The 14,063-nt window shown below is 72.2% G+C and carries 13 protein-coding genes; 6 read left to right on the top strand and 7 right to left on the bottom strand.

Going from position 1 to position 14,063, the window contains the following annotated elements:
• Positions 1 to 2 precede the first annotated feature (2 nt).
• Genes ABD120_RS36160 through ABD120_RS36135 form a run of 6 tightly spaced genes read right to left on the bottom strand, consistent with a single transcriptional unit; the run spans position 3 to position 6,209 of the window.
• Positions 3 to 899 (bottom strand): TIM barrel protein, encoded by an 897-nt coding sequence (locus ABD120_RS36160; RefSeq protein WP_343954874.1) that lies wholly within the window; start codon positions 897 to 899, stop codon positions 3 to 5.
• Positions 896 to 2,071: a CehA/McbA family metallohydrolase gene (locus tag ABD120_RS36155; protein ID WP_343954873.1), complete on the bottom strand. Its 1,176-nt coding sequence runs from the start codon at positions 2,069 to 2,071 to the stop codon at positions 896 to 898. Before ABD120_RS36155 ends, ABD120_RS36160 begins: the two co-directional genes overlap by 4 nt.
• Positions 2,068 to 3,138, bottom strand: coding sequence for an ABC transporter ATP-binding protein (locus ABD120_RS36150; protein ID WP_343954872.1), 1,071 nt, complete (start codon positions 3,136 to 3,138; stop codon positions 2,068 to 2,070). Before ABD120_RS36150 ends, ABD120_RS36155 begins: the two co-directional genes overlap by 4 nt.
• Positions 3,138 to 3,959, bottom strand: coding sequence for a carbohydrate ABC transporter permease (locus tag ABD120_RS36145; protein ID WP_343954871.1), 822 nt, complete (start codon positions 3,957 to 3,959; stop codon positions 3,138 to 3,140). The genes ABD120_RS36150 and ABD120_RS36145 overlap by 1 nt, the downstream gene beginning before the upstream one ends.
• The gene (locus ABD120_RS36140) at positions 3,956 to 4,858 is read right to left on the bottom strand and encodes a carbohydrate ABC transporter permease (RefSeq protein WP_343954870.1); all 903 of its coding nucleotides are present in this window, start codon (positions 4,856 to 4,858) and stop codon (positions 3,956 to 3,958) included. Before ABD120_RS36140 ends, ABD120_RS36145 begins: the two co-directional genes overlap by 4 nt.
• Positions 4,833 to 6,209 carry an extracellular solute-binding protein gene (locus tag ABD120_RS36135; protein ID WP_343954869.1) on the bottom strand — a complete coding sequence of 459 codons (1,377 nt, stop codon included), beginning with the start codon at positions 6,207 to 6,209 and terminating at the stop codon, positions 4,833 to 4,835. Before ABD120_RS36135 ends, ABD120_RS36140 begins: the two co-directional genes overlap by 26 nt.
• A 115-nt stretch (positions 6,210 to 6,324) precedes the next feature.
• Here ABD120_RS36135 and iolC point away from each other — a divergent pair, with 115 nt between their 5' ends.
• From iolC to ABD120_RS36105, 6 genes are read left to right on the top strand one after another with little or no spacing between them, the layout of a single operon-like run.
• Positions 6,325 to 7,266 (top strand): 5-dehydro-2-deoxygluconokinase, encoded by a 942-nt coding sequence (iolC, locus tag ABD120_RS36130; protein ID WP_343954868.1) that lies wholly within the window; start codon positions 6,325 to 6,327, stop codon positions 7,264 to 7,266.
• Positions 7,263 to 8,165 carry a Cgl0159 family (beta/alpha)8-fold protein gene (locus ABD120_RS36125; RefSeq protein ID WP_343954867.1) on the top strand — a complete coding sequence of 301 codons (903 nt, stop codon included), beginning with the start codon at positions 7,263 to 7,265 and terminating at the stop codon, positions 8,163 to 8,165. The genes iolC and ABD120_RS36125 overlap by 4 nt, the downstream gene beginning before the upstream one ends.
• A complete protein-coding gene (gene iolB / locus ABD120_RS36120; protein WP_343954866.1) occupies positions 8,162 to 8,992 on the top strand; it encodes a 5-deoxy-glucuronate isomerase in 831 nt (276 codons plus the stop codon). The genes ABD120_RS36125 and iolB overlap by 4 nt, the downstream gene beginning before the upstream one ends.
• Positions 8,989 to 10,809 (top strand): 3D-(3,5/4)-trihydroxycyclohexane-1,2-dione acylhydrolase (decyclizing), encoded by a 1,821-nt coding sequence (gene iolD, locus ABD120_RS36115; RefSeq protein ID WP_343954865.1) that lies wholly within the window; start codon positions 8,989 to 8,991, stop codon positions 10,807 to 10,809. The genes iolB and iolD overlap by 4 nt, the downstream gene beginning before the upstream one ends.
• A 36-nt stretch (positions 10,810 to 10,845) precedes the next feature.
• On the top strand, positions 10,846 to 11,856 hold the full coding sequence (locus ABD120_RS36110; RefSeq protein ID WP_343954864.1) for an AI-2E family transporter: 1,011 nt from the start codon (positions 10,846 to 10,848) through the stop codon (positions 11,854 to 11,856).
• A 15-nt stretch (positions 11,857 to 11,871) separates the two neighbouring features.
• Entirely contained in the window at positions 11,872 to 12,525 is a 654-nt protein-coding gene (locus ABD120_RS36105) for an HAD-IA family hydrolase (RefSeq protein ID WP_343954863.1), read from the top strand.
• On the opposite strand, the gene ABD120_RS36100 is transcribed toward ABD120_RS36105, so the two are convergent.
• Positions 12,514 to 14,063, bottom strand: a 1,550-nt coding sequence (locus ABD120_RS36100; protein ID WP_343954862.1) for an alpha/beta fold hydrolase, incomplete at its 5' end; no start/stop codon positions are given. The genes ABD120_RS36105 and ABD120_RS36100 overlap by 12 nt on opposite strands.

Raw genomic sequence — 14,063 nt, 5'->3', positions numbered from 1 at the left:
GGTCACAGTCCGAGCTCCTTCAGCTTGGCCAGGTTGGCGGTCTGGTCGGCGATGACGTCCTCGACGCGGCGGCGGCCGGGCAGGGTGTCCTGCTCGACGACGATCCAGCCCGTGTAGCCGGTGTCGTCGAGCGCCCGCACGACGCCGGGAAGGTCGAGCACGCCCGCGCCGAGTGCGCTGAAGCCGCCCCTGCCCATGACCTCCCGCAGGTCGGCGCCGTCGGCGAGGGCCCGGTCGAGGATGTCGGGGTCGCCGTCCTTGATGTGCACGTGCCCGATGCGGCCGGACCACTCGCGCAGCGCCGCCACCGGGTCGCCGCCCGCCAGCAGCAGGTGGCCGGTGTCGAGGCACAGGGCGACGTCGGTCAGCTCAAGCAGCCGCTCGACCTCCTGCGGCGTCTCCACGTACGTGCCCAGGTGGTGGTGGAAGACCGGTTCGTAGCCTCGGGCGCGGCAGCGGTCCACGGCCTCCTGGACCCGCCCCGCGTACCCCTGCCACTCCCCCGGCTCCAGGCCGGGCGCGCTGCCTCCGGGGCGGGCGAAGCGGGCGGGCGAGCCCGAGCAGCCGAGCGTCGGGCGCGGCGCGAACACCGCGTGCTTGGGCTCCGGGGCGGCGTCGAAGACGTCGAGGGTGGCCTCCAGGGCGGGCAGCCCGGCGGCGAAGGCGGCGGCGTCGCCGTAGCGCAGGTCGGCCCAGCCGCCGGCGAGCAGGAAGCCCGCTTCGCGCAGGCGCCGGGCAAGGCGCTCGCCCTCGCCCAGGTAGCCGATCGGCCCGAGGTCGATGCCCTTGTAGCCGGCCTCGACGAGCGCCTCGACCATCTCGTCCGCGCTCAGCGGCGGCGGCGCGTCGCTCAGCTCGAACACCCCGAAGCTCACCGGGGCGTTCGCGATCCTGGTCATGCGCACAGCGCCATCACCTCGTTCTCGTAGGTCTCCAGCCGGTGTGGCCCGGGGCCCGCCGGCACCGTCACGCGCTCGCCCCTGATCACCGCGCGGCCGCCGTCCGGGCGGACCAGGACCAGGCCGTCGGCGCCGAGGGCGAGCAGTTCGTCGCCGAGCCTGAGCAGCAGCGGCGCGTCGGGGCCCGCCGACACGGCGGTACGACCCTCGGCGACGGCGGCGAGGACGCCGCCGGTGTCCTCGGCCAGCACCCAGGTGGTGGGCGCGCCGGGCAGCCCGTCGCCGCCGTGGCGGTGGAAGTCGCTGCCGCCGATGGCGATCACGTCGTCGCGCCAGGCGTCGGCCCAGGCCAGCGGCGCCCCCCAGCGGCGGTCCCACCAGCCCGAGCTCCACACCTCGGCGACCTGCGGGCGGCGGGTGATCGGCAGCAGCCAGGCGCAGTCGCCGCCGAGCGGGTGGTTGACCGAGATGAGGCCGCCGTGCCGTTCGGCGTGCTCCACCCAGGAGTCGGCGGGCTCGCGGAAGTCGACCCAGCCGACGTCGCCGAACACGTTGGCGTGACCCCGGTCGGTGGTGACCTCCTGGCCGGGGATGAGCGTGATGCCGCGTTCCACGCGGGCCAGGTGCGGGTGGTGGCTGACGGTGTTGTGGTCGGTGACCGCCAGGAAGTCGAGGCCCCGGCCGGCCGCGAGTTCGGCCAGTTCGTCGATGGTGAGCAAGCCGTCGCTGTGGACGGTGTGGGAGTGGAAGTCACCCGCGAACCACCGCATGCCGTCGATCCCCGGCACGTCCCTGCGCGGCGGGCGCTCGCCCACGGGCGGATTCGCCGGCTCAGGCGGGGTGCGCGGCGCGTGGTCGATCTCCAGGGTGAAGTCGAGCCCCTGCGGCGGCACCCGGTGCAGCCGCAGCCACACGTGCCACACGCCGGGCTCCGGCTCCCCGGGCAGGTAACCGGGCGTCGCCCACTCGCCGGTGATCGTGAACTCGTCGCGGGCCCCGCCCGACCAGCCCCGGAACCCGGACGGCGAGCCGCAGCCGAGGTCGATCACGCCGAGCGAGCGGTCGTAGCCCAGCCGTACGGTCACCGTCCCGCTCCCAGCGGGCACCTCGAAGGGCACCTCCCGCAGGATGCGCTCCAGCCGGTCGTCGAGCGACCAGTGCCCCCGGATCACGCGGCCACCAGGTCGCCGTCGCGGTAGGCGAGGGAGCGATCCGCCCGGGGCAGCGCGTAGCCGGTGTGGCCGGGCGCGGGCTCGCGCCCCTCGGGCACCAGCGCCTGCACCAGCGCCGAGCCGAGTTCCAGCGTCACCAGATGGGACGCGCCCAGGTTCTCCACGATCGCCACCTTTCCGGCGAAAGCCCCGTCGACGGGGTCGGCGGAGTAGCTCATGTACTCGGGCCGGACACCGTAGACGATCTTCTCGCCGTCGGTGAGCAGCCCGGCGGCCGAGGACGGCACGGCGACCGGGTGGCCCGCGACCTCCAGCGTGTCACCTCTGACGTGCCCGTCGAGCAGGTTCATCGGAGTCGATCCGATGAAGGAGGCGACGAAGGTGTTGGCGGGCCGCTGGAACACCTCGGCGGGTGTCCCGATCTGCCGGATGTGTCCGGCTTCCATGACGGCCATGCGGTCGGCCATCGCCAGCGCCTCCGCCTGGTCGTGGGTGACGAAGACGGTCGTGACGCCGAGTTCGCGCTGCAGCTTCTTCAGGAAGGTGCGCGCCTCCAGCCGCAACCTGGCGTCCAGGTTGGACAGCGGCTCGTCGAACAGGAACGCCTGCGCCTGTGTCGCCATCACGCGGGCCAGCGCCACCCGCTGCTGCTGCCCGCCGGACAACTGCCCCGGCCGCCGGTCCATGAGGTGGCCGAGTCCGAGCCGGTCGCCGACCTCGCGGGCCTTCGCGCCGCGCGTCGCCTTGGCGACCTTCTTGATGCGCAGCGGGTAGCCGATGTTGTCCGTGACGTCCATGTGCGGGAACAGCGCGTAGTCCTGGAAGACCATCGCGAGGTCGCGGGCGCCGGGCTGCACGCCGGTGACGTCGCGGCCGCCGAGCACGACCGCGCCCGAGGTCGCGGTCTCCAGCCCCGCGATCGTCCGCAGCAGTGTGGTCTTGCCGCAGCCGGAGGGGCCGAGCAGGGCGAAGAACTCGCCGTCCGGCACGACCAGGTCGAGGGAGTCGAGGGCCGTGACGCCGCCGGGGTAGACCTTGGTGAGGCTGCGCAGTTCGATGGCGGACATCAGCGCTTGATCCCTCCGTGGAAGCGGAAGCCGTACTTCTTGCTGACGAACAGGTACATGATCACCACTGGCACCGAGTAGAGGAGGCCGAACGTGGACAGCAGCCGCAGGTCGGCCTGGCCGCCCTCGGTGTACAGGGTGTAGATGATCACGGCGGCCGGTTGCTGCTCGACGTCGCGCAGCAGCAGGTACGGCATGAGGAAGTTGCCCCACACGTTGGCGACGGCCCACACCGCGATCGTGGCCAGGCCGGGCCGGACGAGCGGGATCACCACGTGCCCGACGATCTGCAGCGGCGAGGCGCCGAAGACCCTGGCCGACTCCTCGTAGGACTTCGGCGTGGCGTCCATGAAGTCCTTGAGCATGAAGATCGCGGCGGGGAGCAGGCCGCCGGTCAGGATGAGGACCAGGCCGAAGTGGGTGTCGATGAGGTTGAGCTCGACGGCGAGCTGGAAGATCGGGACCATCGCGGCGGTGCCGGTGATGATCGACGACAGCAGCAGCAGCGCGTACAGGAGGGCGTCGCGGCCGGGGATCCTGACCCGGCTCAGCGCGTACGCCGCCAGCGCCGCGAAGGCCACGACCAGCACCGCCGTGCCGATGGACAGGATCAGGGAGTTGACCAGCGAGCCGAGGGCGTACGGGTGCTCCAGGATCGTCTGGAAGTTGGCCAGGGAGAAGTCGGGGACCTTCACCTCGTAGGTCGGGTCCGCCGTGAAGGGGGCGCTGGCCAGCCAGAGCAGCGGCAGCGCGAAGAAGGCCAGCACCACCGCGATGAGCGTGTAGAAGCCGATGCGGCCGAGCACGTGGCGGGTCGTCATCCCCTCCTCCTCAGCAGGCGCAGGTAGAAGACGGCCACGGCCAGGTTGATGAGCAGGATCACGGTGGAGACGGCGGCGCCGACGCCCAGGTTCCCGCCGAGGATGGCCTCCTTGTAGACGTGGACGGCGAGGATCTCGGACTTCCCGTCCGGGCCGCCCGCCGTGAGCATGAAGGGGGTGAAGTCGTTGAACGTCCACAGGCTGATCAGCAGCAGGTTCGTCAGGATGTGGCCGCGGATGTGCGGGAAGACGACGTCGCGCAGCTGCTGCCAGCCGGAGGCTCCGGCCAGGCGGGCGCTCTCCAGGTGGGAGGGGGGCACGTTGCCGAGGGCGGCGCCGTACAACATCATCGAGAAGGCGGTGCCGCGCCAGGTGTTGAAGACGATGATGGAGGCCATCGGGTATTCGAGCAGCCACCCGAAGCCGGGGATGCCGAGCAGGGTGTTGAGGGTGCCGCCGTCGCGGTCGAGCAGCGCGACCCACAGGAACGACACGACCGCGCTCGGCAGGATCCAGGCGAGGATGACCAGGCCCTCGACGATGCGCTTGAGGGGGCCCGTCCGATCGCGCAGCAGCCAGGCGATGGCGAACCCGAGCACGGCCTGGCCGATGACGGCCGAGCCGAGCACGAACTGGAAGGTCAGCCAGGTGGAGTTCCAGAACTCGCCGTTGGTCAGGGCGGTGAGGAAGTTCTCCGCGCCGACGACCTCCGGGTTGGCGGCCTGGATCCCGGTGAGCCGGTAGTTCGTGAGGCCCAGGTAGAGCACCCATAGCGCGGGGAAGACGAGGAAGACGGCGATGAGCAGGAGCGCCGGCGCGGTGAACGCCGACGCCCTGGCCCGGCCGAGACCGGCGGCGTCGGCGCTGTAGCGGTCAGGATGCGACGTTGCCCGCGCCACCGACGAGTCCTTCGAGCTTCTTCTGGTACTCAGCGGCGGCGGCGTCGGGTGCGGTGCCGCCGACGACCGCCGCGGTGGCCTCCTGCAGCGCCGCCGACACCTGCGGGTAGACGGCCACCGGCGGGCGGTAGGCGGTCACGGGCAGCACCTTCTCCGAGATGAAGGTGAGCAGCGGGTCGCCGGCCAGGATCTCCTTGTTGACGTCGGTGCGCGGGGTGATGCGCGTGTTGCCCTTGGTCTCCTCCTTCAGCCCCTCGGGAGACAGGGTGAAGGCGAGCAGTTCGAAGGCTTCCTTCGGGTTCTCGCTGCCGGGGTTGATCGCGCGGATGGAACCGCCCGACATGCTGACGAAGTCCTGGCCCCTGATGCCCTTGCCGGCGTCCATCGCGGGGATCATGGCGTAGCCGACGACCTTGTCGCGCTCGGCCATCTTGGCCACGCCGTCGGTCGGGTTGACCACGCCGCGCCAGAAGTAGTCGCCCTCCATGAGGATGCCGATCTTGCCTTCGGCGAACTGGGCGAAGGACTTGTCGCGGCCCTTGGCCTCCTGCTGGAGCTTGGGGTCGCCGAGGCCCTGGGAGTAGATCTTCTGGTAGAGGCCGAGCGCGTCCTTGAGCGGCTGGGAGGCGCCGCTCCACTTGCCGCCGCTCTGGATCTCCCCGCCCGCCCCGGCGAGCAGCGGGAGCACGCCCTGCATCGAGGTGGCCTCGCCCATCGCGGTGCCCGCGTTGATCTGGATCGGCACGGGTACGCCGGCGGCCTTGAGCTTGCCGCCGGCGTCGAGGATCTCCTGCCAGCTCTTGGGCTGCCAGTCCTCCGGCAGCCCGGCCTTGGCCATGAGGGTCTTGTTGAAGTAGAGCACCCGGCCGTCGGTGCCGTACGGCAGCCCGACCTTCTTGCCGTTGTAGGTGGCAAGGCCCTGCACGGCGTCGGGGATCTGACTCCAGCCCTCCCACGAGTCGGCCTCCGGGCCGACGACCTCCGACAGCGGCTTGATGTATCCGGCCTCGGCGAACTCGCCCGCCCAGATGCCGTCGATGTCCATCACGTCGGCGCCCTTGCCGGACTTCAGGTCGAGGGAGAGCTTGGTCTTGTACTGCTCGTCGTCCACGCCGCTCGGGATGAACTTGACCTTGACGTCCTTCCCCTTCGCCTTCTGCGCCGCCTCGAACTTCGGGATCACCCAGTTCTGGATGTAGGCGGCGCTCTTGGCGTTCTTGCCGCCCGCGATGGCGTTCAGGGTGATGCTGAGTTCGATGGTCCCGCCGCCGTCGCCTCCGGAAGAGGACTGGCCGCACGCCGCGACCGACAGGGCCAGGACCGCGGTGGCGGAGATCGTCCGAAATCTCATGTCTAGCCTCCGAGACGTCCGAGAGGGGGGAGGTGGTCTGGACGCAAACCGCAACATAGCGGACATCAGAATGTCATGACAATATGCCATGGTAGGCCCGAGTCTGGGAGGTGCGTTGTTCGATCTGATAACGATCGGCCGGTGTGGCGTCGATGTGTACCCGCTGCAGACCGGCGTGGGATTGGCCCAGGTGGAGACCTTCGGCAAGTTCCTCGGCGGCAGTCCGACGAACGTGGCGGTCGCCGCCGCGCGGCACGGACTGCGCTCGGCGGTGATCACCGCGACGGGCGCCGACCCGTTCGGTGAGTACGTGAAACAGGCCGTTCACGACTTCGGCGTCGACACCAGGTACGTCGGCGCCTTCGCCGAGGCGCCCACCCCGGTCACGTTCTGCGAGATCTTCCCGCCCGATCACTTCCCCATCTACTTCTACCGGGGCGAACACCCGCCGGATCTGCGGATCACCCCCGAATCCCTCGACCTCGACGCGATCGGCTCCGCCGGGGTGTTCTGGTTCAGCGCCACCGGCCTCAGCATGGAGCCCAGCCGCGCCGCCCACCACGCCGCCCTCGCCGCCCGCACGAGCGGCTGGACCGTTTTCGACCTCGACTACCGGCCCACCCTGTGGAAGGGTTCGGCGGAAGAGGAGGTCCGGCGCGCGCTGCCGTACGCCGACGTGGCCGTCGGCAACCTCGACGAGGTGGAGGTCGCCGTCGGCACCCGCGACCCGGAAGCCGCCGCCCAGGCGCTGCTGGAGGCCGGGGTGGAGGTGGCGATCGTGAAGATGGGCCCCAAGGGCGTCTTCGCGCGCAGCCGCACCGAGACCGCGCACGCCGAGCCCGTCCGGGTCGAGGTCGTCAACGGCATCGGCGCGGGCGACGCCTTCGGCGGCGCGATCTGCCTCGGCCTGCTGCGCGCCTGGCCGCTGGAACGTACGATCCGCTTCGCGAACGCGGCCGGCGCCTTCGTGGCCGCCCGCCTGGCCTGCGCCGACGCGATGCCCACGACCGACGAGGTGACCGAACTGATGGAGAGCAGCGGGGAAGGGCGGGCATGACCGACACCACGCTCGCCTGGACCGGTTACGACGACCTCACCCGGATCCGGGCGACCCGCCCCGAGGAGATCGCCCACGCCGCCGCCCGGCGGCGGCGCCGGGAGCTGCCGAAGAACGGCGACCGGCTCATGATCATCGCGGCCGACCATCCGGCCAGGGGGGCGCTGGGCGTACGGGACCGGCCGATGGCGATGGCCGGCCGCCGCGACCTGCTCGACCGGCTGCGGACCGCCCTGGACCGGCCCGGCGTCGACGGCATCCTGGCCTCCCCCGACGTCCTCGAAGACCTGCTGCTGCTCGGCGCGCTGGAGGGCAGGCTGGCCTTCGGCTCGATGAACAGGGGCGGCCTGCTCGGCTCGGTGTTCGAGCTGGACGACCGCTTCACCGGTTACGACGCCGCCACCATCGACGCCATGGGCCTCGACGGCGGCAAGATGCTCTGCCGCATCGACCCCGGCGACCCCGCCACCGTCGACACGCTGGAGTCGTGCGCGCACGCCGTCTCCGACCTGGCCCGCAGGCGGCTGGTCGCGATGGTCGAGCCGTTCTGGTCCGCGCGCCAGCCCGGCGGGGCCGTGCGCAACGACCTGTCGCCCGAGGCGTGCGTACGGGCGGTCAGCGTGGCGCAGGCGCTCGGCTCCACCTCGGCGTACACGTGGCTGAAGATCCCGGCCATCCCCGAGATGGAGCAGGTCATGGCGGCCACCACGCTGCCCGCGCTGCTGCTCGGCGGCGACCCGCCCGACATCGACGCCGCCTACGCCGACTGGAGCCGCGCGCTGCGGCTGCCCGGCGTGCGCGGGCTCGTCGTCGGACGCGCCCTGCTCTACCCATCGGACGACGACGTCGCGGCGGCCGTGGACGGCGCCGCCGCCCTGGTCAGAGAGGCCTCACGATGACCCACCTCCCGTACGGCCAAGCCGCGGGCGGCCCCTGGGCGGTCGAGATCACCCCGGAGCTCGCCGGGTGGACCTACTCGGGCCTGCGGGTGGCCGACCTGGCCGGGCAGCCGCTCACCTTCTCGACCGGCGAGGAGGAGATGCTGGTGCTCCCGCTCGCGGGGGCCTGCGAGGTGCGCGTCGAGGGCGAGACGTTCGCCCTCGAAGGCCGCCCGTCGGTGTTCGCCGGGCCGTCCGACTTCGTCTACCTGCCGATCGGCGCCGAGGTCACCCTGGCGGGCACCGGCCGGATCGCGCTGCCGTCCGCCCGCGCGACCCGGCGCCTGGCCCCCCGCCACGTTCCCGCCGACCGGGTGCCGGTCGAGATCAGGGGCGCCGGGCAGGCCAGCAGGCAGGTCAACAACTTCTGCCACCCGGACGTCTTCGACTGCGACAAGCTCGTCGCCGTCGAGGTGCTGACCCCGGAGGGCAACTGGTCGTCCTACCCGCCGCACAAGCACGACACCCCGAACCCCGGGGAGGCGGTGCTGGAGGAGATCTACTACTTCGAGGGCGGGCCCGGCTACCAGCGGGTCTACACCTCGGAACGCGGCCACATCGACACGCTGGCCGAGGTGTCGGCCGGCGACGTGGTGCTGGTGCCGTACGGCTACCACGGGCCGTCGATGGCCGCCCCCGGCTACGACCTGTACTACCTGAACGTGCTGGCCGGGCCGGCGCAGGAGCGCTCCATGGCCTTCTGCGACGACCCGCGCCACACGTGGATCCGCGACACGTGGAACGGCCAGGAGACCGACCCGCGTCTGCCGTTCGGGAGGACCGCATGACCAGGCTCACCGTGGCGCAGGCGGCCATCCGCTTCCTCGCCGCCCAGCACACCGAGCGCGACGGCGTCGAGCACCGCTTCTTCGGCGGCTGCTTCGGCATCTTCGGCCACGGCAACGTCGCCGGGCTCGGCCAGGCGCTGGCGACCTCCGACGAACTGCCCTACTACCTGAGCCGCAACGAGCAGGCGATGGTCCACGCCGCCGCCGGGTACGCCCGCGCCGCGAACCGGCTGCGCGCGATGGCCTGCACGACCTCGATCGGCCCCGGCGCCACCAACATGATCACCGGGGCGGCGGGCGCGACCGTCAACCGGCTGCCGGTGCTGCTGCTGCCCGGCGACGTCTTCGCCACCCGGGTGGCCAACCCGGTGCTGCAGGAGCTGGAGGACCCCCGCTCGTACGACATCTCGGTCAACGACGCCTTCCGGCCGGTCTCGCGCTACTGGGACCGGATCAACCGGCCGGAGCAGTTGCCGTCGGCGCTGCTGGCGGCGATGCGGGTGCTCACGGACCCGGCGGAGACCGGCGCCGTCACGCTGGCGCTGCCGCAGGACGTACAGGCCGAGGCGCACGACTGGCCGGAGGAACTGTTCGCGCACCGGGTGTGGCACGTGCCGAGGCCGCGCCCCGAACAGGCGGCGCTGGCCCGCGCCGCCGACCTGATCAGAGGCTCCACCCGCCCGCTGATCATCGCGGGCGGCGGGGTCGTCTACAGCGAGGCCGCCGACGAGCTGCGCCGGTTCGCCGAGAAGCACGGGGTCCCGGTCGCCGAGACACAGGCGGGCAAGGGGGCGCTGCCGTACGGTCACCCGCTCGCCGTCGGCGCCGTCGGCGCGACCGGCACCACGGCGGCCAACGCGCTGGCCCGCGAGGCCGACCTGATCATCGGGGTCGGCACCCGCTACACCGACTTCACCACCGCCTCCCGCTCGCTGTTCGACGCCGGGGCCCAGGTCGTCAACCTGAACATCGCGGCCTTCGACGCCGCCAAGCTGTCGGGGCTGCAACTGGTCGCCGACGCCCGCGCGGGCCTCGCCGACCTGAGCGCGGCCTGCGAGGGGTGGGACACGGCGGCGGTCTACCGCACCGCCGCGGCCGAGCTGACCCGGGCCTGGGACGCCGAGGTCGACAAGGCGTTCGCGCTGGAGGGCGAACCGCTCCCGCAGCCCGCCGTCATCGGCGCCGTGAACGCCGCCGCCGGGCAGGACGGCGTCGTGGTGTGCGCGGCCGGGTCGATGCCGGGCGACCTGCACAAGCTGTGGCGGCCGAGCGGGCCGGGCAGCTATCACGTCGAGTACGGCTACTCGTGCATGGGCTACGAGGTCGCGGGCGGCCTCGGGGTGAAGCTCGCCGTCCCCGAGCGCGAGGTCTTCGTGATGGTGGGCGACGGCTCCTACCTGATGATGGCCCAGGAGCTGGTCACGGCGGTGGCCGAGGGCATCAAGCTGGTCGTGGTGCTCGTGGACAACGCGGGTTTCGCCTCGATCGGGCGGCTGTCGGAGAGCGTCGGCGCCCAGCGGCTCGGCACCTCGTACGCCTACCGGGGCGGCGGCCGCTACGACGGCGGCCCACTGCCGGTCGATCTCGCGGCCAACGCGCGAAGCCTCGGCGCGCACGTCGTCGAGGCCGCGACCATGGCCGAACTGCGCGCGGCCCTCGACGCCGCCCGCGCCGAGGAGCGCACCACGGTCGTGTACCTGCGTGCCGACCCGGCGATCGAGGCGCCGTCGTCGCAGGCGTGGTGGGACGTGCCCGTCGCCGAGGTCGGCAGCCCGGCGCGAACCGCCTACGAGCAGGCCAGACGCGCGAGGCCCTGAGCGGTTGCCGCAGGCGGCGCGGGGAAGGTTCCCGGCGTGAACCCATGGCGGATCGTCGGGTGGATCGCGCTGGCCGCGGTCCTGCTCTACTGCGTGTGGGTGGTGCGCACGGTCGCCCTGTCGGTGGTCATCGCGCTGTTCATCACCGCGCTGATGCTGCCGCCCGCCCGCTGGCTGACCTCGCGGGGGCTCGGCCGGGGCCTGTCGACCACCCTCGTGTGTCTCGGCGGGCTCGTGGTCGGCGGCCTGTTCTTCTGGCTGCTCATCCCGGCGACCGTCCGGGGGTTCGGGCAGTTGCAGGCCAGCTTCGGCAAGGCGCTGTCCGACCTGCACGGCCTGGCCGGCTCGCTCGGCCTCAACGACGTCCGGCTGGCCCAGCTCACGCAGGAGGTCGAGAAGTACCTGGCGGCGCAGGGCCAGGTGATCGCCGGCGGCGCCATCGCGGGGGTCAGAACGGCGGGCGAGATCCTCATCGGGGCGGTGCTCGCCGTCATCCTGGCCATCTACTTCGTGCACGGCGGCGACCGGCTGTTCGCCTGGCTCACCGACCTCCTCCCGCTGCGCTTCCGGCAGCGGGTGCGCGACAGCGGCGACGTCGTCTTCGACGTGGTCGGCCGCTACATCCGGGGCGTCGCCACGGTGGGACTGTTCGACGGGTTCTTCATCGGGGTCGCGCTGTGGGTCCTCGGGGTGCCGATCGCGCTGCCGCTGGCCGTACTCACCTTCGCCGGGGCGTTCCTGCCGGTGGTCGGGGCGTTCGTGGCCGGGATGCTCGCGGCCGTGGTGGCCTTCGTCGCCAAGGGCTGGCTGGTCGCGCTGATCGTCATCGGGGTGACGATCGTGGTGCAGCAGGTGGAGGGACACGTTCTGGCGCCGCAGATCTACGGCAGGGCGCTCGAACTGCCCGGCGCGGTGATCATCCTGGCCATCGCGGCGGGCAGCGTGATCGCCGGGATCACCGGCGCGTTCCTCGCCGCTCCCGTGGCCTCGGTACTGGTGGCGCTGGCCAGGAACCGGACACGGGCCGCCGCCCCCGGTGCACCGTGAACCATCATGAGAACCATGCGATGGGTAACTTTCGACTGTTTCGGCACGCTCGTGGACTGGCGCCACGGCATCACGACCAGCGCCGACCTGGCCTTCCCCGGGCTCGGCGGCCGCCTGCTCACCCACTATCTGAAACACGAGGTCGCCGTCGAGGAGGAGTCCCCCTCGATGCGCTACCGCGACGTGCTCACCGAGTCCTTGCGGCGCTCCTGCGCCGATGAGGGCCTCGACCCCGGTGAGAGCGTCTCCGTCCTCGCCGACACGATCCCCCACTGGCCGGTCTACCCCGAGGTGGGTCACGAACTCGGCGCCCTGCGCGCGGCGGGCTGGCGGCTCGCGCTGCTGACCAACTGCGACCGCGACCTCATCGCCGAGACCCTGCGGCGGCTGCCGGTGCCGTTCGACGCCGTCGTCACGGCCGAGGACGTCGGCGGCTACAAGCCCGCGCACGGGCACTTCACCCGCTTCCGCGAGGTGCACGAACCGCGGGTGTGGGTGCACGTGGCGCAGAGCTACACGCACGACATCGTGCCCGCGCACACGCTCGGGCTGCCCCGCGTGTGGATCAACCGGCACGGCGAGCGGCCGTCCGACCCGTCGATCGTGCAGGAGACGCAGCCTGACCTGCACGACCTCGTGGGGACGGTGGCCCGCGTGTCAGCGGCCTAGCGACCGGGCCAGTTCCTCGCGGAAGATCCGCTGGAAGACCGCCACATGCTCGGCGTCCATGACGGTGTAGTGCTTGCCGGGCACCTCCACGTACCGGTTCTCGCCCCGGGTGAAGTCGTCCCACGCGTGGAGGTGGTGGTCGAGCCAGTCCTGCCTGCCGCCGCTCAGCGGGTCGGCGTAGAAGACGGTGACCGAGGAGACCGTGCCGCTCGGGTCGTACGTGCGGGCCGCCTTCACCAGGGACTGCGCCACGTCCACCCAGGCGGCGAAGCCCGCCCGGTCGAGGTCCAGTTCGGCCATGCGGGAGCGCGAGGCCGCCGCCAGGACGGCGTCGATCCGCTCCGCCACCGGCAGCTCGCGAATGGAACGTGCCAAATCGTCGCCACGCTGCGGTGTGACGAGACCGAGGAACAGCGCCAGGTGCAGCGCGCCCTCGGTGCGGTCCAACTCACGCATGCGGCCCTTGATGTGCGGCGGCAGGTTGACGATGCCGACGAAGTCCACCCGCTCGCCCTGCGCCTCCAGTTCCTTGGCGATCTCGAAGGCGACCGCGCCGCCGTAGGAGTAGCCCGCGACCGCGTACGGCCCGTGCTCCTGGCGCTCCCTGATCGCCGCCACGTAGCAGGAGACCATCTCCCCGAAACTCCCGAAGTACGGCTCCCCCGGCCCGAACCCGCGCGCCCGCAGCGCGTAGAACGGCCGTTCGCCCGCGAAGTGGCGGGCCAGGTTGACGAACACCAGCACCTCCCCCACCCCCGGGTGCACGCAGAACAGCGGGGTGCCGTCGCCGGACTGCTGCAGCGGCACGAGCGGGTGGTAGCCGCCCTCGTGCCCGCCCCGATCGAGCAGCGCGGCCAGTTCGCAGACCGTCGGCGCGCGCAGGATCGCCGCCACGGGTACGGCCGCGCCGGGGAAGGCCGCCTCGACCCGCAGCTTCAGCCGCATCACGTCCAGGGAGGTCCCGCCGAGCTCCAGGAAGCTCACGGTGGCGCCGACCTCCTCGACGGGGATCGCGAACAGCTCGGCGTAGACGCCGGCGACGGCCCGCTCGGTGGCGCCACGCGGGGCCACCCGTCCGCCGCGCCTGCGCCGGGTCAGCTCGGCCACCCACTCCAGCCGGTCGGAGAAGTACCCGGATTCGAGCTGTTCCCGCAGCGGCGCCCGCTCGATCTTGCCGAGGCTGGTCCTGGTCAGCTCGTCCGGGCGCAGCGGCAGGATCACGGCGGGGCGAAAGCCCCACAGGCGCAGGACGGTCGCGCGGATCGCCGTCAGGGCCCGGTGCACGCCGGCCTCGTCGTCCATCTGCGGGACCGGGCTGAAGGCGACCGCGAGCTGCTCGGTGTCACTGCCCTCGGGGCGGAGCGCCACGGCGGCGACGCTCGTGGCCCGCACGTCGGGCAACTCCTCCAGCGCCCGCTCGACCTCCTGGGTGGGGTGGTTGACGCCGTTGACGATGACGCCCTCCTTACTGCGCCCGGTCAGGCGCAGCCGCCCGCCGACCAGGCGGCCCCGGTCGCCGGTGCGGAACCAGCCGTCGG

Source organism: Nonomuraea longicatena (assembly GCF_039525605.1).
GTDB classification, from domain to species: Bacteria; Actinomycetota; Actinomycetes; order Streptosporangiales; family Streptosporangiaceae; genus Nonomuraea; species Nonomuraea longicatena.
This window is presented reverse-complemented; position numbering and strand designations above follow the sequence as displayed.